The sequence below is a fragment of the Caballeronia sp. GAWG1-5s-s genome, from assembly GCF_023631445.1.
GTDB lineage: Bacteria > Pseudomonadota > Gammaproteobacteria > Burkholderiales > Burkholderiaceae > Caballeronia.
Genome location: NZ_JALQDC010000008.1, coordinates 62,834 through 80,578, shown reverse-complemented (window position 1 = coordinate 80,578; position 17,745 = coordinate 62,834). Strand labels below are relative to the sequence as shown.

Below are 17,745 nucleotides of genomic sequence, written 5' to 3'. Positions count from 1 at the left end.
TAAGCGCAGCTTCGGCTGCGCTTTTTTATTGCGCGCTGCCATTGCCGGATACACCCGACGCGGGCACCGGGAGAATAGGCGGCAACGCTTGCGGCGGCGTCAGAATGGGCGGCAAGCCCGACGCCGGCTGCGTGAGCGAAGGCGGCGAGGGCAACTGCGCAGGCAGATCGTTGCGCGGCAGCGCGGGCGGTGTCGAAGCGGGCGCAGCGGGCATGTAATCGGAATATGAGCCGTAAGGCGCGCTCGACGGCGCGGACTGCGCGGGCGTCTCTGGTTTCGGCTCCGTCGCATCGTGCTTGCGGGAGTCCTGCGCGTTCCGCACATCGCGCACATCGCGTATATCGCGCACGCGCAACCGAAACGGCGGATGCCATCGCGGGTCGCTGACCACTTCCAGCCATTGCGACTGCGGTCGCTTCAGCGAAAGCGCGACGCGCGTCAGATTCGTTACGGTCAGCCCCTTGTCGTTACGAAGCGGCTGGTCGATATGAAAACCGTTCGGCTCTGACGCTTCGGTTCGATGAATGACGATCACCGGCCCGCGAAACGTCTCCGCCGCTTTCACGAGCGAGCGTTTCAGTTCGAGAAAGCCATCGCGCGGCTCGTTGGTGCGCGAAAAGCGCAGCCACGCGAAACGGTCGCGCCGTTCGTAACGCGCGAAGTCGGGATCGCCCTGCAATACGATGACGAGCGCCCGCAAGCCCGCGCGCCGCGCCGATTCGGCAGCGTGATCGAGCCAGAACGTCGTCGCGACGGTCCGATCCTCGAACTCGCCGTTGCGCCCGCCTGCCGTCAGATAATGGTTGTTCGGACTCGGCGCATTCAGGCCGATGAAGGCAATGCCTTCGGCCTGCCAGCGCACGTTTTCACGAAACGGCCGAAAGCGCGCAACCTCGCTTTCGCGTGTGAGCGTGAGCGGATTCTGTCCCAGCGAACTGGCATCCGCGAAGAAAAGCTGCCGAACAAAGTCGAGCCGCTCGACGGGATCGTACGCGCCGCCGTGCGTCAGGCCGCAATCGGCCCAGTCGTGCTGGCCGAGCAGGAGCACCACCGGCGTTCGCGATGCATCCAGCAGATCGCGCCGCGACTGATAGATGCTGTCGCGGCACGGTTCGGTCGCGCCTTTCACGTTGCCGTCGTAGACGATGAAGCCGACGCTGCGATCCCGCGCGATGGCATCGAGCATTTGACGCACAGGCGCTTCGTCGGCAGGGCGGGTGAGCGCGTCCGAGATGACCGCGAAGGTCAGCGGATCGCCATTTTGCGCGTGTGCCTGAGCGAATGCGCCCGCCAAGAGCGCCGTGACGAACGCGCCATTGCAAAGCCGAGCGGCCACGCGCAAAAGATGCGACGCGCCCGTGCCGGCGATGCGCTCAGTGCGACGCATCCGGCGCTTGATTCGCCAGTTCATGCAGTTCGTACAGCAAATCAAGCGCATCGCGCGGACGCAGGTCGTTCGGATCGAGCGCGCGCAGTTTGTCAAGCACCGGATGATCGGGCGCGGGTTGCGCGGCGGGTTCGCTATCCGGCTCGTCGTCGAAGGAGTAGGGCGGGCTCGCGAAGAGATCGAACTGCGCGGTCGGCTGCCCGATGGACTGCTGCTCCAGATGCACGAGATGCTTGCGCGCGGCGCGGATCACCGCCGACGGAACGCCCGCGAGTTGCGCGACCTGCAAGCCGTAGCTCTGGTTCGCCGGGCCTTCGTTGACCGCATGCAGGAACACGATGCCGTGATCGTGCTCGACCGCCGACAAGTGCACGTTCGCCGCCTGCGCGAACTCCGTCGGCAGTTGCGTCAATTCGAAATAATGCGTCGCGAATAGCGTATAGCAGTGGTTGTGCGACAGCAGATGCCGCGCGATGGCCCACGCGAGCGCGAGGCCGTCGAACGTCGAGGTGCCGCGGCCAATCTCGTCCATCAAGACGAGGCTGGACGAGGTGGCGTCGTTGAGAATGGCGGCGGCTTCGGTCATCTCGACCATGAACGTGGACCGGCCGCCCGCGAGATCGTCGGCCGCGCCGATGCGCGTGAAGATTCGGTCGAGCGCGCCGAAACGCGCGCGCCTGGCCGGCACGTAGCTGCCGACATACGCCATCAGCGCAATCAGCGCCGTCTGCCGCATGAACGTCGATTTACCGCCCATGTTGGGGCCGGTGATCAGCAACAGCTTGCGGTCGTCGTTCAGGCAGCAATCGTTCGCGATGAACTGCTCGACCTGCGCCTCGACGACCGGGTGCCGTCCTTGTTCGATATCGATGCCGGCGTTCGCCGCGAACTCCGGCGCGACCCAGTCGAGCGCGCGCGCACGCTCGGCGAACGCGCCGAGCAAGTCCAGTTCGGCGAGCGCGCTCGCGACGCGCTGACAATCTTCGAGAAACGGCAACAGGTTTTGCAGCAGCGCCTCATAAAGCGCGCGTTCGCGGGCCAGCGCGCGTTCCTGCGCCGACAGCGCCTTGTCCTCGAACGCCTTGAGCTCGGGCGTGATGTACCGCTCCGCGTTCTTGAGCGTCTGACGGCGGCGGTAATCGTCCGGCACCTTGTCGGTCTGGCCGCGCGTCACTTCGATATAGAAGCCATGCACGCGGTTGTATTCGACGCGCAGGTTGCCGATGCCCGTGCGCGCGCGCTCGCGGGCTTCGAGGTCGATCAGGAATTGATCGCAGTTCTCCGAAATATCGCGCAGTTCGTCGAGATCGGCGTCGTAGCCGCGCGCGATCACGCCGCCGTCGCGAATCAGCGCGGCCGGCTCGGGCGCGATGGCGCTCGAGAGTAGGTCGAGGCATTCGTGCGGCGGTTCGAGCGCCGCGCCGATGCGCGCGAGCGCCGCCGGCTGCGCGGGCAACGCGGCGACGAGCGTCTGAAGCTCGGGCAGCGCGGCGAACGTATCGCGCAGGCTCGACAGATCGCGCGGGCGCGCCGAGAGCAGCGCGAGCCGCCCCGTGATGCGCTCGATGTCCGAGATCTTGCGAAGCGCCGTGCGCAGCGCGTCGAGACCGCTCGCAGCCGGCGCGTCGAGCAGCGCGCCGATCGCATGCTGGCGAGCCTGCGCGACGGACGCATCGCGCGGCGGATGATGCAGCCAGTGACGCAACAGGCGGCTGCCCATGCTCGTGCAGCACGTGTCGAGCAGCGAGCAGAGCGTCGGCGATTCGGTGCCGCGCAGCGTTTCCGTCAGTTCGAGATTGCGGCGCGTCGCTGGGTCGAGTCCGATGTACTCCGATTCATGCTCGACCTTGAGGCTGCGCACATGGCGCAACTGCTGCCCTTGCGTCGCGGAGGCGTAGAGCAGAAGCGCGCCCGCCGCGCCGCACGCGCAGGTGAGCGTTTCGCCGCCGAAGCCGTCGAGGCTCGCGACGTTGAGTTGCTCGCGAAGGCGCTGCGTGCCGGAGCCGACATCGAAGTGCCAGGCGGGCACGCGCGTCGGCGCGGCGAGATTCGCGACGCCGAAGGTCGCCTGCATCTCGGTGACGGTATCGGCGATGAGCGTCTCCGACGGACGGATGCGTTCCAGCGCCGCTGCCACTTGCTCGGGCGCGACTTCCGCGAGCCGCAGCGCGCCGCTCGCCAGATTGAGCCACGCGAGGCCGACGCTCGTCACCACGCCGCGCCGGTTGTGCGCGGGGCAGAGCGCGAGCAGATAGACATCGCTCTTATCGGAAAGCAGGGCGGCGTCGGTGAGCGTGCCGGGTGTGACCACGCGCACGACCTTGCGCTCGACCGGTCCTTTCGACGTCGCCGGATCGCCGATCTGTTCGCAAATCGCAACCGATTCGCCGAGCTTCACGAGCTTCGCGAGATATTGCTCGCACGCGTGGTGCGGCACGCCCGCCATGCGGATCGGATTGCCACCGGACGCGCCGCGTTGCGTGAGCGTGAGATCGAGCAGGCGCGCGGCTTTCTCGGCATCGTCGAAGAAGAGCTCGTAGAAATCGCCCATGCGATAGAAGACGAGCGTGCCGGGATGCTCCGCCTTGATGCGCAGGTACTGCTGCATCATCGGCGTATGTTGCGCGAAGTCCGCCGGAAGCGCGGCGGCGGCCGGTGCGGAAGGAGAGTCGGGAGTTGCCGTGTGATTGCCCATCTTGCGTGCGGTAAGAGCCAACGGGCCGAACGCAACGCGCGCTCAGCCGCGATTCAGCCGATAGTGCAAGAGTTTAACCCGTCGTGATCAGACGACGGAGGCGGCCGAAAGGCGTAGGCCGCGCGACGGGAGACGCAAAAGCACGCGGGGCCACCCTGCGGCGGCCCCGGTGTCACAGGCAAAGCAGGCGCGATGCTTTAGGAGCGTCCCGCCAGAAAGCCGACGAGCAGCGCGAGACCCGCGACCGCGCCGAGCGTGTGCCACGGCTTGTCATGGACGAAGTCGTCGGCGTAGCCCGCTGCATCGCCGAGCTTGTCGGTGATGGCCGAGCTCGCGCCGTCCATCTGCGAGCGCGCGAACTTCAGCTTCGATTGCAGTTGCTTGCGCAGGCGGTCGGCGTCGATATCCTTCGCGCCCTGAAGCGAGCTTTCCAGATCGTCGAGCAGGCTGCGCAGCTGGTCGGTCGCCGAATCGACGACATCGCCCGCACCGCGCACGGCGCGCTGGCCGACATCGGCTGCGCCATTGATCTTGCTGTCGAGCGTCGAACGTGAAAAGAGTCCCATTTCATTGCTCCTTTATTTGACGTGCCGGAGAATGGCTGCGCGCGAGCTACGACATGATCCGGCCCGCGCGGCCTCTTGCGCTGATGCGCGTTCCTGCTGTTACGACTCAAACCGTGCGCCGTCGTTTCCTCCCTGGTCAGACGGCGACGCATGCAGCCGGATTCAACGGACAAGCAAGGTTCATTCCTCGACGAGCGCGCCGAGATCCACTTCCCGTTCGTTGCGCGTATGGCGGCGCATCGCAAGCGCCATCATCCCGCAGACGAAGACGCCGAACACGACGATGATCCATTGCACCGGCACCTTCTCGGTCAGGAGCAGCGCATACGCGCCGAGCATCGCGAGCACGGCGAGATTCTGGTTGAAATTCTGCACGGCGATCGAATGACCCGCCGAAAGCAGCGTCGCGCCGCGATGTTGCAGTATCGCGTTCATCGGCACGATGAAAAAGCCCGACAAGCCGCCGAGCGCGATCATCAGCGGATACGCCATCAGAATGTAGGCCGGCGCGAAGAACGGACCGACCTGCACGCCCGCGCCCGCCGGAAAGAGGTCCTTGTTGTAGAACGCCATCGCGATCGCCACCGCGCCGATCAGCACGCCGACCGGCAGCACTTTCAGCGACTGCCGCAGCGCGATCCACGCGGACGCCGCCGCCGCGCCGAGCGCGATGCCGACACCCGTGATGCCTTGCAGAACCGCCGCCTTCGAAAGCGACAAGCCGAGGTTCGCATCGGCCCACTTCAGCACGAGCAGTTGCAGCGTGACTGCCGCGCCCCACAGGAGCGTCGTGACCCAGAGCGCGATCTGCGCGAGCTTGTCGCTCCACAAGACCTTGAAGCAGCGCGAAAAGTCGTGCACGAGGCGCGTCGGCTGCGTCAGCAGATTCGGGTAACGCGCGCCGGTATCGGGGATGAACGCGTTGATGACGGCCGCCGATGCGTAAATCAGCATGACGGCGAACATCGCGGCGTGCGCGGCGCTCGTGACGAGCGGCACGTGCGCGTGCGACACCCACCGTTCGACGACCTGACTCACGAGCGCGCCGCCGATCACGGTACCGATGATGGTCGAGCCGACCGTCGCCGATTCGAGCCACGCGTTGGCCGCGATCAGCTTTTGCGGCGGCAGCAGCTCGGTGAGGATGCCGTACTTGGCCGGCGAGTACGCGGCCGCGCCAAGGCCGACGACGCCGTACGCGATCATCGGATGCACGCCCGCGATCATCAGCGCGCAGCCGCCTGCCTTCAGCGCGTTCGAGATGAACATGACGTGGCGCTTTTGCAGGGCATCGGCGAATGCGCCGACGAAAGGCGCGAGCACCACGTACGAAACGGTGAAGAAGATCTGCAAGAGCGGCGTGACCCACGGCGCGGAGCGCACGACGGCGAGCATCGCGATGGCGGCGATCAGAAGCGCGTTGTCCGCCAGCGACGAGACGAACTGCGCGGCGATGATCGTATAGAAGCCTTTTTTCATGGGTGCGGGCGACCGGGGCGCGTGGCGCCGTGAACGGAAACTGAAAGGGAAGGGGAGAAAGCGCGCCCCGCTGAACGCGAAGCAAAAGATTGCACTCTAGCGGAGCGCGACGTTCATTGCAGAGCACGCGGCGCGCCCGTCAGGCTAATGGAAACGGAGCGCGGCGGCGCGCGCTCCGGCAAAGCGATTGCTTCGCGCGTGTCGGCTTATTCGCCCGTCAGACGCGTGCGCGAATACATGTCGAGAATCTTGACCATCTGCGCGTACACCTTCGGGTTCGCGGCGACGATCTCGTTCTGGAACAGAAAGTCCGATTCGCCCGTGTAGTTGCCGACGAGCCCGCCCGCTTCGGTCACGATCAGGCTGCCCGCGGCGACGTCCCACGGATGAATGCCCTGCTCGAAGAAGCCGTCGAGGCGTCCGGCCGCGACGTTCGCGAGATCGAGCGCCGCCGCGCCCGGACGGCGCAGCCCCGCGCACGACATCGTCATTTCGCTGAACAGGCGCGTGTAGGCGTTCAGGCCCTGACCGTCGCGGAACGGAAAGCCCGTGCCGATGAGCGCGTCGGAGAGGCGGTCCAGCTTGCCGACGCGAATGCGCCGCTCGTTCAGATACGCGCCGCCGCCGCGCGAGGCGGTGAAGAGATCGTTGCGCGTCGGATCGTAGACGACGGCTTGCGTGACCGTGCCCTTGTGCGCGAGCGCGATCGAGACGCAGTAGTACTGGAAGCCGTGAATGAAGTTGGTGGTGCCGTCGAGCGGATCGATGATCCACTGATAGTCGGATTCGCGATCGTCCTGGCCGGACTCTTCCGCGAGAATCGAATGATCGGGATAGGCGTTGCGCAGCGTCTCGATGATGGCCGCTTCCGACGCCTTGTCGACTTCCGTCACGAAGTCGTTGTGCTGCTTCTTGCTGACGAGGAGGCGGTCCAGGTCCAGCGACGCGCGGTTGATGATCTGTCCGGCGCGGCGCGCGGCCTTGACAGCGATGTTGAGCATCGGATGCATGAGCGAAATCCTTTGACCGCCGCGCGTTGCACTCACGTGCGCGGGCGATGGGTTGCAAGATGGGTTGGCGACAACGACTAAGGTCGACGAAAGACGAATTGAATAAGAGCGGGGCGCCCGCAGACGTTCACGAAGCGCGAAGGGGCCATTTTACCCGAATGCGGCCGGGCGCAGCGAGGGCGGCCGAGCGGGTCAATCGGCGATAACATAGCGGGTTAGTCGCGCACTTATCCGCAAACATCTGCAACCCGTCTGCAACCCGTCTGCAACTCAGAGCACGAACCGCGCCTTGGAATCCAACGATCTCTCTCTCCCCGCCGGTGGCTTCACGTCCACGCGATTCATCCTCGTCGAGCCGAGTCATCCGGGCAATGTGGGCGCGGCGGCCCGCGCGCTCAAGACGATGGGCTTCGCGCGCCTCGTGCTGGTCGCGCCGCGCGTGGCCGACGTGAAGAACGACCCCGAAGCCATCGCGATGGCGAGCGGCGCGGACGACGTGCTCGCGTCCGCGCATGTCGTCGATACGCTCGCGGATGCGCTCGTCGGCGTGCACTGGTCCGTCGCGCTCACCGCCCGCACGCGCGAGTACGGTCCGCCGCACATGCCGCCGCGTGTCGTGGGCGAACGCGCGCGCGAACTCACGCATCACGGCGACATTGCGCTCGTCTTCGGCAACGAGCGCACCGGGCTTTCCAACGCGGATGTCGAGCGATGCAGCGCGCTCGCGCATATTCCGGCAAACCCCGCGTACAGCTCGCTCAATCTCGCGCAGGCGGTTCAGGTGCTGGCTTACGAACTGCGGCTCGCGTTTCATCAGGCCGCGCCCGTCGCGACGCCCGGCGAAACCGTGGTGCAGCTCGCACCGAGCGATGAAATCGAAGGCATGTACGCGCACCTCGAAGAGGCATTGGTCGCGTTATCGTTCCTCGATCCGGCCAATCCCAAGAAGCTGATGTCGCGCGTGCGGCGTCTTTTTGCGCGAGCCGGTCTCGAACGTGAGGAAGTGAACATTCTTCGAGGCATTGCAAAGCATATTCTTCTGCGTGGTAAGCCGTGAGCGCGACCGCGTTGTCATCGGGGGCTTCGGGCGCGTCCTGCAACGGCGGCGCGCTCGTCCTACAATCGGCACAAAACGGCTCGCCGTCATAAGCTTTGCGCGTTTTCAGCAAAGCAGAACGCGACACAGTGCGACCCGGCGCGATCCAGCGCCATCTTTCCCCCGACCGAGACCACCGCCATGTTCGACCGATTTCGCGAAGACATCGCCGCCATTCGTGAGCGCGATCCCGCCGCTCGCAGCGTCTTTGAAGTCGTCACGTGTTATCCGGGCCTGCATGCCATCGTCCTGCATCGTTTCGCGCACGGCTGCTGGAACCGCGGCTGGCGCTGGCTCGGGCGCTTCGTGTCGCAGATCGCGCGTTTCCTGACGGGCATCGAGATTCATCCGGGCGCGACGCTCGGGCGGCGCGTGTTTATCGATCACGGCATGGGCGTGGTGATCGGCGAGACGGCTATCGTCGGTGACGACTGCACGATCTATCAGGGCGTGACGCTCGGCGGCACATCGCTCTCGCGCGGCGCGAAGCGGCATCCGACGCTCGAGCAAGGCGTGATCGTCGGCGCGGGCGCGAAGGTGCTCGGCAGCTTCACCGTCGGTGCGCAGGCGAAGATCGGTTCTAACGCGGTCGTCGTGAAGCCGGTGCCGGCGGGTGGCACGGCGGTGGGCAATCCCGCGCGCGTGGTAATGCCGGCGGTCGCGAAGAAGCCCGATGCGCGCGAAAACGCGAGCGCCGCATTCTGCGCGTACGGCATCACGCCTAACGCGGACGATCCGGTGTCGCTCGCCATTCACGGCCTGATCGATCACGCATCGACGCAGGCGCAGCGTACCGACGAGATCGTCGCGGCGCTGGAGCGGCTCGGCGCGCGCGTCGAGGCGCTGCACGGCGTGGACGGCGCGGCGCTGCTCGACTTGAAGCGCCTCTCAAAAGTGATCGAAGGCGAGGCGCGCAGCGCCGAACGTCACTTATAGCGGCAACGCGCGCACGCCGCCGGCATCCAGACGTAAATAGCCGCCGCGCGGCGCGTCGATATCCAGTTCCCAATCGGGCAGCACCCAGCGCACGCCTTCCACTTCGTGATGCATCGCGGGACAGTGCGTATGGCCGTGAATCAGCGTATGCGTGCGGCTGCGGATAAAGAGCTCCGACACGGCCTTGCGCGTTACGTCGTATTTGGCCGATACGCCGTTCATGCGCGCGCCTTCGCTTTTGCTTCGCATGCGTTCGCCGATGGCGAGCCGCGCGCCGAGCGGCAGCGCGAGAAAAGCGCGTTGCGCGTAGGGGTTGCGCGCGAAGCGGCGAAAGTACTGATACGCGCGATCGGCGGTGCACAGCGCGTCGCCGTGCGCCAGCACGATGCGCGTGCCGAACGCGGTCATCGCGTACGGATCGGGCAGCAGCATGGCCCCGGCTTCGCGCATGAAGCGCTTGCCGAGCAGAAAGTCGCGATTGCCGTGCATCACATACAGCCCGATGCCGCGCTCCGAGAGCGTGTGCATGAGCGTCGTCATGCGCCGCGCGAAGCGTGCGCGCTGGTGGTCCACGGCGGGATCGAGCACGTCGTCGCCGACCCAGAACTCGAACAGGTCGCCAAGAATGAAAACGGAGTCCGCCTCGCTGGCCGTGACTTCGATGAAATGCTCGAACGCGGCGACCGTCTTCGGTATCGCCTCGCTCAAGTGCAGGTCCGAAATGAAAAACAGCGGACGCGCGACGTGCGCGCTGCCCGCTGCTTCGTGTTTCGATTCGCGACCGAAAGACTTCGTATCGATCATGCGATGAACGATCAGACCACCACGGCCTTCTCGATGATCACGTCATCGACCGGCACGTCCTGGTGGAAGCCCTTCGAGCCCGTCTTGACCTTCTTGATCTTCTCGACGACATCCAGACCTTCGACGACGCGGCCGAACACGGTGTAGCCCCAGCCTTGCGGCGTCGGCGACGAGTGGTTCAGGAAGTCGTTGTCCTTCACGTTGATGAAGAACTGCGCGGTGGCCGAGTGCGGATCGTTGGTGCGCGCCATCGCGACCGTGCCGGTGTCGTTCGTGAGGCCGTTGTTGGCTTCGTTCTGGATCGGCGCGTCGGTCGGCTTCTGCTTCATGCCCGGCTCGAAGCCGCCGCCCTGAATCATGAACCCGTCGATCACGCGATGGAACACCGTGTTGTCGTAGTGGCCTTTCTTCACGTAGTTGAGGAAGTTCTCAACGGTCTTCGGCGCCTTTTCGGCGTCGAGTTCGATCTTGATGACGCCGTGGTTCGTATGCAGTTCGACCATGTTCTTTCTCCGGTGTGTTGAATGAGCGCAATGCGCGGCGCGCGACCATCGCGCGCCGCCGCGAGTGTTCGTGTTACTGGGACACCACGGTGGCCGACTCGATGACGGTCGGCTTCTGCGGCACGTCCGCCATCGGCCCGCGCGTGGTGGTCGGGCTGCCTTCGATCTTCTTCACGACATCCATGCCCGAAACCACCTTGCCGAACACGGCGTAGCCGTTGCCGTCCGGGTTCGGATAGTCGAGGCCGGCATTATCGACCGTATTGATGAAGAACTGCGCCGTTGCCGAGTTCGGATCGCTCGTGCGAGCCATCGCGATGGTGCCGGTCGCGTTCTTCAGGCCGTTGCGGCTTTCGAGCGGAATCGGCGCGCGCGTGGGCTTCTCAGCAAAGCTCGTGCTATAGCCGCCGCCCTGAATCATGAAGCCGGGAATCACGCGATGAAAGATCGTGCCGCTGTATTGACCGGACTTCACGTAGGCAAGAAAATTCTCGACCGTCTTGGGCGCCTTCTCGGGATACAGCTCGACGCGGATGTCGCCTTGCGACGTCTTGAAGAGCACGTTCGGATGCGCGGCCTGCGCGCTCTGAGCAAAGGCGGGGGCTGTCGCGATCAGGGCGGCGCCGGACAGCGCCAACATCAGCAATTTCATGAAGGTCCAATCCTCGATTGATGGATGCAAAGCGTCGTGCAATCGCGCGGCGCAGGACGACAGCTTACCGCCTGCGCGCGCGGGTTCCTCTCGTTACGGCTGCCCGTCGGGCGCGACATAAGGCGACGTGGGCAGCGGGCCGCTCGGTCCGCCGAACGGCGAGTAGCTGTCGGGCGAGGGCATCGTGGTGAAGTCGGAGCCCGGCGCGGGCGTCCACAAATCCGATGCCGCGCGCGGCGCTGACGCCGCCTGCGCGCCGGAAGCCGCAGCCGCTCCACGCTTTCTCGGCGGCGGCGTGATGATGTTCTGTATGGCGGTCACGCGCTGGCGCGTCACCGGGCTCGTCGAGCCGAGGGACTGCGCGCGCTTGTACGATTCGCTCGCGAGCCGCAGATACAGATCGCCGAGATTGTCGTAGGCGAGGGCATAGCCGGGATTCGCTTTCACGGCCGTTTCAAGCGCGACGCGCGCATCTTCGTAGCGGCCTTTCTTCGCGTACAGCGCGGCGAGATTGTTGTACGGCTCGGGCAACTCGGGATACGCCTGCGTGAGCTCGGTGAACGCGGTGATGGCTTCGTCGTCGCGATTCAGACGGGCCAGCACCGTCGCGCGCTTGAACTTGGCCTGCACGTCGCGCGGATGCGTGGCCAGGCGTGCGTCTAGTTGCGTGAGCGCGGCGTTCCAGTCCTTGCCGGCGATGGCGGCGTCGATCTGCGGCGTATCGTCCGCGGTGGCCGTCGATACCTGCGCGAGCGCCGCGTTCGACCCGCCGAAGCACGCGGCGACGCCGAAGACGGCGACAGCGGCGGCGCGCGCGAGCGTCACGGCGAAGCGTGAGCAAAAACGGAAACGGAAGCGATCGGCCGCGGGCCGGCGAGAGAATTGCAGAGGCATGCGCGCGTGGGCGTGAGTCACTTGAATATGGGTCAAGGAAGGAGGCGGGAAGAAAGCGAAGATACCTAAGACAGCGGAGCGCGGGCTGCGAACGACCCGTGAAGCGACTGCCGGGCGACGCGCGAAACACCATGAACGGCGGGGCCGAAAGCGAAGCACGAAGCACGCGTTACATTGCCCGCCGCGCGGCCGCCTGGAGGTTTCATGGGCTCAAATCCGGGTGTTATACTCCGACCCATTCTAACAAAAGGTCCGGACGTTCCGCGCACGCGTCTTGCACACGACATACGCTCGTGCTCACGCGCTGCCGACATCGGACTGTCTTCGCCACTCGTGGCCGTCTCCGTCCTGGTCGCATGACCGTCGTGTTCGCGCTCGCGTGTGCGTCTGCTTCGCCCCGCAAGATCGAGCACGCCGTTTGCGACTCCACGCACGGTTGGTTCCGGCTCACGCACTGTCCTCTATGAATTCGCTGCGCATCTACAACACGCTCGCGCGTGACAAGCAACCCTTCACGCCGCTTCGCCCCGGCGAGGTACGCATGTACGTCTGCGGAATGACGGTCTATGACTATTGTCATATCGGTCATGCGCGCGTGATGGTGGTGTTCGATGTCGTGCAACGGTGGCTGCGCACGCTCGGCTACAAGGTCACGCACGTTCAGAACATCACGGACATCGACGACAAGATCATCCGTCGCGCGGTCGAGAACAACGAGCCGATCAAGTCGCTTACGCAGCGCTTCATCACGGCGATGCACGAAGACGCCGCCGCGCTCGGCGTCGCGCGCCCCGACATCGAGCCGCGCGCCACCGACTTCATCCCGCAGATGCTCGGCATGATCGATGCGTTGGAGGCCAACGGCTACGCGTATCACGCGAAGGACGGCGACGTGAACTACGCGGTGCGCAAGTTCGCGGGCTACGGCAAGCTCTCGGGCAAGTCGCTCGAAGACTTGCGCGCGGGCGAGCGCGTCGCGGCCAACGATGCCAAGGAAGATCCGCTCGACTTCGTGCTGTGGAAGCGCGCGAAGGACGGTGAACCCGCGGACTCGGGCTGGGACTCGAAGTGGGGACGCGGCCGTCCGGGCTGGCATATCGAATGTTCGGCCATGGCGTGCAAACTGCTCGGCGAACATTTCGACATTCACGGCGGCGGTCAGGACTTGCAGTTCCCGCACCACGAGAACGAGATCGCGCAAAGCGAAGGCGCGACCGGCCAGACCTTCGTGAACTACTGGATGCATAACGGCTTCGTGCAGATCGACAGCGAGAAGATGTCGAAGTCGCTCGGCAACTTCTTCACGATTCGCGAAGTGCTCGAAAAATTCGATGCCGAAGTGGTGCGCTTCTTTATTGCGCGGGCACACTATCGGTCGCCGCTGAACTACAGCGACGTGCATCTCGACGATGCAAGGAACGCACTGACGCGTCTATATACGGCGCTGAAGGATGTCGAGCCGGACAATCAGCAACTTGACTGGGACGAGGCGAACGCGCAGCGTTTCCAGTCTGCGATGAACGACGACTTCAACACGCCGGTGGCCGTGTCCGTGCTGTTCGATCTCGCAAGCGAAGTCAACCGCACGCGCGATGCCGCGCTCGCGCGCCAGCTGAAGGGCCTGGGCCAGGTGCTCGGTTTCTTCGGCCGCGAGCCGCGCGCCTTCCTGCAGCAAGCAGGCGGCACCGCTGCGGCAGAGGGCCTCTCGCCGCAAGAGATCGAAGCGAAGATCGCCGAGCGCATCGCCGCGAAGCAGGCGAAGAACTATGCCGAAGCAGACCGGATTCGCGCCCAGTTGCTCGAAGCCGGGATTGCGCTTGAAGACAAACCGGGTGGGTCGACCGAATGGCGTCGCGTTTGAGCGCGAACCTTCGAACCCTCTGATCGACTCGCCAGGCAGGAGGCAAGATGGCAACGGCCAGGAAGACGCCGGTCAAACGACCCGCGTCAGGAAGTGCTGCGTCGCCCGCAACGAAGCGGACGCGCGGTGCGCAATTGAACGCAAGCACGCAGACAGAGAGTGCCTCTACCGCAGCGCCGCGCAAGACCGCGCTCAAGCGGGCAACGAAGGACACGGCAGGCGCGCACGTGAACGGCGCGCGCCGCGTCAATGGCGACGATGTCTCCGCGCGCACGTCGAAGGCCGACATCGTGCCCGCGCCTGCGCCGCGCGCGAAGGGCAACGGCCGCGCATCCGCGAGCGATGCGGCGAACGCGCAGTCGCTCGTCGCGGACAAGGAGCCCGGCGAAGTCGTGCGCAAGTCGCGCGTGGTCACGGCCGATGCCGCCGTGCCCGCGCAAGTGGGCGGCCTCACGCGCGAGATCGAGCGTCCCGATTACTGGGACAAGGCCTGCGCCGATCTCATGAAGCGCGACCGCATTCTCAAGAAGCTGATCCCGAAGTTCGGACAGATGCATCTCGTCAATCTCGGCGATCCGTTCTCGACGCTCGCGCGTTCGGTTGCCGGACAGCAGATTTCGGTGAAGGCCGCGCAAGCCATCTGGGAGCGCGTGAAGACCGCGTGTCCGACCATCCTGCCGGCGGATTTCATCGCGCTCGGCGCGGAGAAGCTGCAAGCGTGCGGCCTCTCGAAGCGCAAGACCGAGTACATCCTGGATCTCGCGCAGCACTTCGTCTCGGGCGCGCTGCACGTGGATACGTGGGCGTCGATGGACGACGAAGCCGTGATCGCCGAGCTCACGCAGATTCGCGGCATCGGCCGATGGACGGCGGAGATGTTCCTCATCTTCAACCTGTCGCGCCCGAACGTGCTGCCGCTCGACGACCTTGGGCTCATTCAGGCGATCAGCGTGAATTACTTCAGCGGCGAGCCGGTCACGCGCAGTGAAGCGCGCGAGGTCGCGGCGAACTGGGAGCCGTGGCGAACCGTCGCGACGTGGTACATGTGGCGCAGCCTGAACCCGATTCCCGCAGACCACTGATTCGCAAGCGCATTTGCCGGGCTATCGTTGATTTATAATTGATAGTTCCCGCGCGTTTTTAACAGGGACGGAGGCGGTTAGAATAGACGCCCTTGCGCCCCTGCCCGTTGTTCAAGGACTCGAACACATGAAGACCACGTTTCTGGATTTCGAGCAGCCGATCGCTGAACTCGAAGCGAAGATCGAAGAACTCCGCTTCGTTCAGGACGATTCCGCTGTCGACATCTCGGAAGAAATCGAGCGGCTGTCGAAGAAGAGCCAGCAGCTCACCAAAGATTTGTACGCCAACCTGTCGCCGTGGCAGGTTTCGCAAATCGCGCGCCATCCGCAGCGTCCGTACACGCTCGACTACGTGAGCGAACTGTTCACCGACTTCCACGAACTGCATGGCGACCGCTCTTTCGCGGACGACCTCGCTATCGTCGGCGGCTTCGCGCGTTTCAACGGGCAGCCGTGCATGGTGATCGGCCATCAGAAGGGCCGCGACACGAAGGAGCGCGCGTTGCGCAACTTCGGCATGCCGCGTCCGGAAGGCTATCGCAAGGCCGAGCGGCTCATGCGCCTGGCCGAAAAGTTCAGCATGCCGATCTTCACGTTCGTCGATACGCCGGGAGCGTATCCGGGCATCGGCGCGGAAGAGCGCGGGCAGTCCGAAGCTATCGGCCGCAATCTGTTCGTCATGGCCGAGCTCAAGACGCCGATCATCACGACGATCATCGGCGAAGGCGGCTCGGGCGGCGCGCTAGCCATTGCCGTCGCGGACACGGTGATGATGCTGCAATTCTCCACGTACTCGGTCATCTCGCCGGAAGGCTGCGCGTCGATTTTGTGGAAGAGCGCGGCGAAGGCGCCCGAAGCGGCCGAGGCGCTCGGTTTGACCGCGCATCGGCTGAAGGCGCTCGGACTCATCGACAAGATCGTGAACGAGCCGCTCGGCGGCGCGCATCGCGACCCGAAGGGCATGGCCGCGCTCCTGCGCCGCGCGCTCGCGGATTCGCTGCGTCAGTTCCAGGGCATGAGCATGCAAGACTTGCGCGATCGCCGCTTCGACAAGATCATGGCCTACGGCAAGTTCAAGGAATCGCTGCCCGGCGCATGATCGCGCCGTCCTGACGCTTGCTTCTTCCTCTTCTTCCTTCTCTTCACGATTCTCGTGACATCCGACAGCGAAACCACGGCCGGCCGCCTCGTGCTCGAGGCGGTCCGCGCGGCAGTGGCCGATGCCGGACTGGCCGCTGATTCGCTGCTTGCCGTCGCATTGAGCGGCGGCCTCGATTCCACCGTTTTGCTCGATGCCGCCGTGCGCGTGTTCGGGGCGGCGCGCGTCGTCGCGTTCCATGTGCATCACGGGCTGAGCCCGAACGCCGATGCGTGGGCCGCGCACTGCCAGTCGTTCGCGGCATCGCTTGGCGTGCGTTACGCGGCGCGCCATGTCGACGTCATGCGCGCGGGCGGTGAGAGCCTCGAAGCGGCCGCGCGCGATGCGCGTTATCGCGCGCTCGACGAACTCTGCGACGGGCACGGCGCGGCGGCGCTCTTGATCGCGCATCACGCCGACGATCAGGCGGAGACCGTGCTGCTGCAATTGCTGCGCGGCGCGGGCGTCGCGGGTCTCGCCGCGATGGCGCCGCAGCGGCTCGACGGCGCGAACGTGCCGCGCCTGCGGCCGCTGTTGCGGCTCTTGCGGGCGCAACTGGAGCAGTACGCGCACGAGCGCGACTTAAGCTGGATCGACGACGAATCGAACGCCGATACCCGCTACGCGCGCAACGCGCTGCGCCACGACGTGCTGCCGGTGCTCGCCGTGCATTTCCCCGGCTTTCGCGATGCGCTCGCGCGCACGGCGTCGCATGCGGCATCGGCGCAGCGGCTGCTCGACGATCTGGCGCGTCTCGACATGGACACCGCGCAGAGCGACGAGGAGGGCGCGCTTGCACTCGACGCGCTGCTCGCGCTCGACGACGAACGCGCAGTCAACGTGCTGCGCTACTGGATGCGCACGCGCGACTTGCCGGCTGCATCGACGGCGCGCGTCGCGGATATGCTGCGCCAGCTTCGGCATGCGGCGAACGCGCGCGACGGTCATGCGTTGCGCGTCGATCATGCGGGGCGGTGTCTGCGCGTGTATCGCAATGCGCTCTTCTGGGAAACCGGCGACAGCGCCGATGCGCCCGACCTCGATCAGGGCGCGGCAGTGCCGAAGGCGCCGAGCGAATTGCACTGGCAGGGCGATGAAGTCTGGCGGCTGCCGCAGTGGCGCGGCTCGTTCGTGTTCGAGCCCGCCGCGTTGCCCGCTGTCGATGTCGTCGCCGAGGGCTTGTTGCGCGCGGCGCCCATCGTTGCGCGCTCGCGTGCCGGCGGCGAGCGCATGCGCCTTTTCGCCGATGCGCCGAGCCGCACGCTCAAGAACCTGTTCCAGGAGCGCGGCGTGCCGGCGTGGAAGCGCGACGTGCCGCTGCTTTTCATTCGCGATGCGCTTCTCTTCGTGCCGCTCGTCGGCGTGAATCGCGAAGTGGCGCCGGAGACGGCGAATGCGCCGTTGCGCCGCATCGTCTGGCGGCCGGATTTACTGCTCGCCTGACGCGCGCCATCAAGGCGTGCTGCAGGAAGCCGGTAAAATAGGGCGTGCCGCCGTCCAATCTTGAAATTTCGGCCTCGATCGGGTACCGTAACTCGTTTGCCCGCCACGCGCTTTGCGCGGCATCTCCGTTCAAAAGACGCGAATTTCGCCCGTGATGCGCCGCTTGCGCCCCCTTGCGCGCATAAGTCACTCTACGAGT

The 17,745-nt window shown here is 65.4% G+C and carries 15 protein-coding genes; 6 read left to right on the top strand and 9 right to left on the bottom strand.

Annotated elements, in window-relative coordinates; genetic code table 11:
* Positions 1–25: 25 nt before the first annotated feature.
* The 5 genes from NCR34_RS09040 to NCR34_RS09020 all read right to left on the bottom strand — a co-directional run bounded on the left by NCR34_RS09040 (position 26) and on the right by NCR34_RS09020 (position 7,137).
* A complete protein-coding gene (locus NCR34_RS09040) occupies positions 26–1,411 on the bottom strand; it encodes a hypothetical protein (RefSeq protein ID WP_250499635.1) in 1,386 nt (461 codons plus the stop codon).
* Positions 1,374–3,998 carry a DNA mismatch repair protein MutS gene (mutS, locus tag NCR34_RS09035; RefSeq protein WP_250499680.1) on the bottom strand — a complete coding sequence of 875 codons (2,625 nt, stop codon included), beginning with the start codon at positions 3,996–3,998 and terminating at the stop codon, positions 1,374–1,376. The genes NCR34_RS09040 and mutS overlap by 38 nt, the downstream gene beginning before the upstream one ends.
* A gap of 281 nt (positions 3,999–4,279) precedes the next feature.
* Positions 4,280–4,648 carry an ElaB/YgaM/YqjD family protein gene (locus tag NCR34_RS09030; protein WP_250472605.1) on the bottom strand — a complete coding sequence of 123 codons (369 nt, stop codon included), beginning with the start codon at positions 4,646–4,648 and terminating at the stop codon, positions 4,280–4,282.
* Between the two features lie 180 nt (positions 4,649–4,828).
* Positions 4,829–6,127 carry a lysophospholipid transporter LplT gene (gene lplT, locus NCR34_RS09025; RefSeq protein WP_250499634.1) on the bottom strand — a complete coding sequence of 433 codons (1,299 nt, stop codon included), beginning with the start codon at positions 6,125–6,127 and terminating at the stop codon, positions 4,829–4,831.
* A gap of 206 nt (positions 6,128–6,333) precedes the next feature.
* Positions 6,334–7,137 (bottom strand): inositol monophosphatase family protein, encoded by an 804-nt coding sequence (locus tag NCR34_RS09020; RefSeq protein WP_175944180.1) that lies wholly within the window; start codon positions 7,135–7,137, stop codon positions 6,334–6,336.
* A 289-nt stretch (positions 7,138–7,426) separates the two neighbouring features.
* On the opposite strand from NCR34_RS09020, the gene NCR34_RS09015 reads away from it, so the two are divergent.
* Both NCR34_RS09015 and cysE read left to right on the top strand, forming a co-directional pair.
* Positions 7,427–8,194 carry an RNA methyltransferase gene (locus NCR34_RS09015; RefSeq protein ID WP_250499633.1) on the top strand — a complete coding sequence of 256 codons (768 nt, stop codon included), beginning with the start codon at positions 7,427–7,429 and terminating at the stop codon, positions 8,192–8,194.
* A gap of 180 nt (positions 8,195–8,374) precedes the next feature.
* Positions 8,375–9,169, top strand: a complete 795-nt coding sequence (gene cysE / locus NCR34_RS09010) for a serine O-acetyltransferase (protein ID WP_175944178.1) — start codon at positions 8,375–8,377, stop codon at positions 9,167–9,169.
* Here cysE and NCR34_RS09005 read toward each other — a convergent pair.
* The 4 genes from NCR34_RS09005 to NCR34_RS08990 all read right to left on the bottom strand — a co-directional run bounded on the left by NCR34_RS09005 (position 9,164) and on the right by NCR34_RS08990 (position 12,043).
* Positions 9,164–9,973, bottom strand: coding sequence for a UDP-2,3-diacylglucosamine diphosphatase (locus tag NCR34_RS09005; protein WP_250499632.1), 810 nt, complete (start codon positions 9,971–9,973; stop codon positions 9,164–9,166). The genes cysE and NCR34_RS09005 overlap by 6 nt on opposite strands.
* Positions 9,974–9,984: 11 nt before the next feature.
* Positions 9,985–10,476: a peptidylprolyl isomerase gene (locus NCR34_RS09000; protein ID WP_175944174.1), complete on the bottom strand. Its 492-nt coding sequence runs from the start codon at positions 10,474–10,476 to the stop codon at positions 9,985–9,987.
* A 73-nt stretch (positions 10,477–10,549) separates the two neighbouring features.
* A complete protein-coding gene (locus NCR34_RS08995) occupies positions 10,550–11,128 on the bottom strand; it encodes a peptidylprolyl isomerase (RefSeq protein ID WP_206466594.1) in 579 nt (192 codons plus the stop codon).
* A 93-nt stretch (positions 11,129–11,221) separates the two neighbouring features.
* On the bottom strand, positions 11,222–12,043 hold the full coding sequence (locus NCR34_RS08990; RefSeq protein ID WP_250499631.1) for a tetratricopeptide repeat protein: 822 nt from the start codon (positions 12,041–12,043) through the stop codon (positions 11,222–11,224).
* A 442-nt stretch (positions 12,044–12,485) separates the two neighbouring features.
* Here NCR34_RS08990 and cysS point away from each other — a divergent pair, with 442 nt between their 5' ends.
* The 4 genes from cysS (at position 12,486) to tilS (ending at position 17,546) form a co-directional block, all read left to right on the top strand.
* Positions 12,486–13,883 (top strand): cysteine--tRNA ligase, encoded by a 1,398-nt coding sequence (gene cysS, locus NCR34_RS08985; protein ID WP_250499630.1) that lies wholly within the window; start codon positions 12,486–12,488, stop codon positions 13,881–13,883.
* Between the two features lie 47 nt (positions 13,884–13,930).
* Positions 13,931–14,965, top strand: a complete 1,035-nt coding sequence (locus tag NCR34_RS08980) for a DNA-3-methyladenine glycosylase family protein (RefSeq protein WP_250499629.1) — start codon at positions 13,931–13,933, stop codon at positions 14,963–14,965.
* A 127-nt stretch (positions 14,966–15,092) separates the two neighbouring features.
* Positions 15,093–16,064 (top strand): acetyl-CoA carboxylase carboxyltransferase subunit alpha, encoded by a 972-nt coding sequence (locus NCR34_RS08975; protein ID WP_206466591.1) that lies wholly within the window; start codon positions 15,093–15,095, stop codon positions 16,062–16,064.
* Positions 16,065–16,118: 54 nt separating this feature from the next.
* A complete protein-coding gene (gene tilS, locus NCR34_RS08970) occupies positions 16,119–17,546 on the top strand; it encodes a tRNA lysidine(34) synthetase TilS (protein ID WP_250499628.1) in 1,428 nt (475 codons plus the stop codon).
* Positions 17,547–17,745: the final 199 nt, after the last annotated feature.

Coding starts and splice junctions, on each gene's coding strand:
- NCR34_RS09040 (WP_250499635.1), bottom strand. CDS start 1,411: ATGAACTGGCGAATCAAGCGCCGGATGCGTCGCACTGAGCGCATCGCC.
- mutS (WP_250499680.1), bottom strand. CDS start 3,998: ATGATGCAGCAGTACCTGCGCATCAAGGCGGAGCATCCCGGCACGCTC.
- NCR34_RS09030 (WP_250472605.1), bottom strand. CDS start 4,648: ATGGGACTCTTTTCACGTTCGACGCTCGACAGCAAGATCAATGGCGCA.
- lplT (WP_250499634.1), bottom strand. CDS start 6,127: ATGAAAAAAGGCTTCTATACGATCATCGCCGCGCAGTTCGTCTCGTCG.
- NCR34_RS09020 (WP_175944180.1), bottom strand. CDS start 7,137: ATGCATCCGATGCTCAACATCGCTGTCAAGGCCGCGCGCCGCGCCGGA.
- cysE (WP_175944178.1), top strand. CDS start 8,375: ATGTTCGACCGATTTCGCGAAGACATCGCCGCCATTCGTGAGCGCGAT.
- NCR34_RS09005 (WP_250499632.1), bottom strand. CDS start 9,973: ATGATCGATACGAAGTCTTTCGGTCGCGAATCGAAACACGAAGCAGCG.
- NCR34_RS09000 (WP_175944174.1), bottom strand. CDS start 10,476: ATGGTCGAACTGCATACGAACCACGGCGTCATCAAGATCGAACTCGAC.
- NCR34_RS08995 (WP_206466594.1), bottom strand. CDS start 11,128: ATGAAATTGCTGATGTTGGCGCTGTCCGGCGCCGCCCTGATCGCGACA.
- cysS (WP_250499630.1), top strand. CDS start 12,486: ATGAATTCGCTGCGCATCTACAACACGCTCGCGCGTGACAAGCAACCC.
- NCR34_RS08980 (WP_250499629.1), top strand. CDS start 13,931: ATGGCAACGGCCAGGAAGACGCCGGTCAAACGACCCGCGTCAGGAAGT.
- NCR34_RS08975 (WP_206466591.1), top strand. CDS start 15,093: ATGAAGACCACGTTTCTGGATTTCGAGCAGCCGATCGCTGAACTCGAA.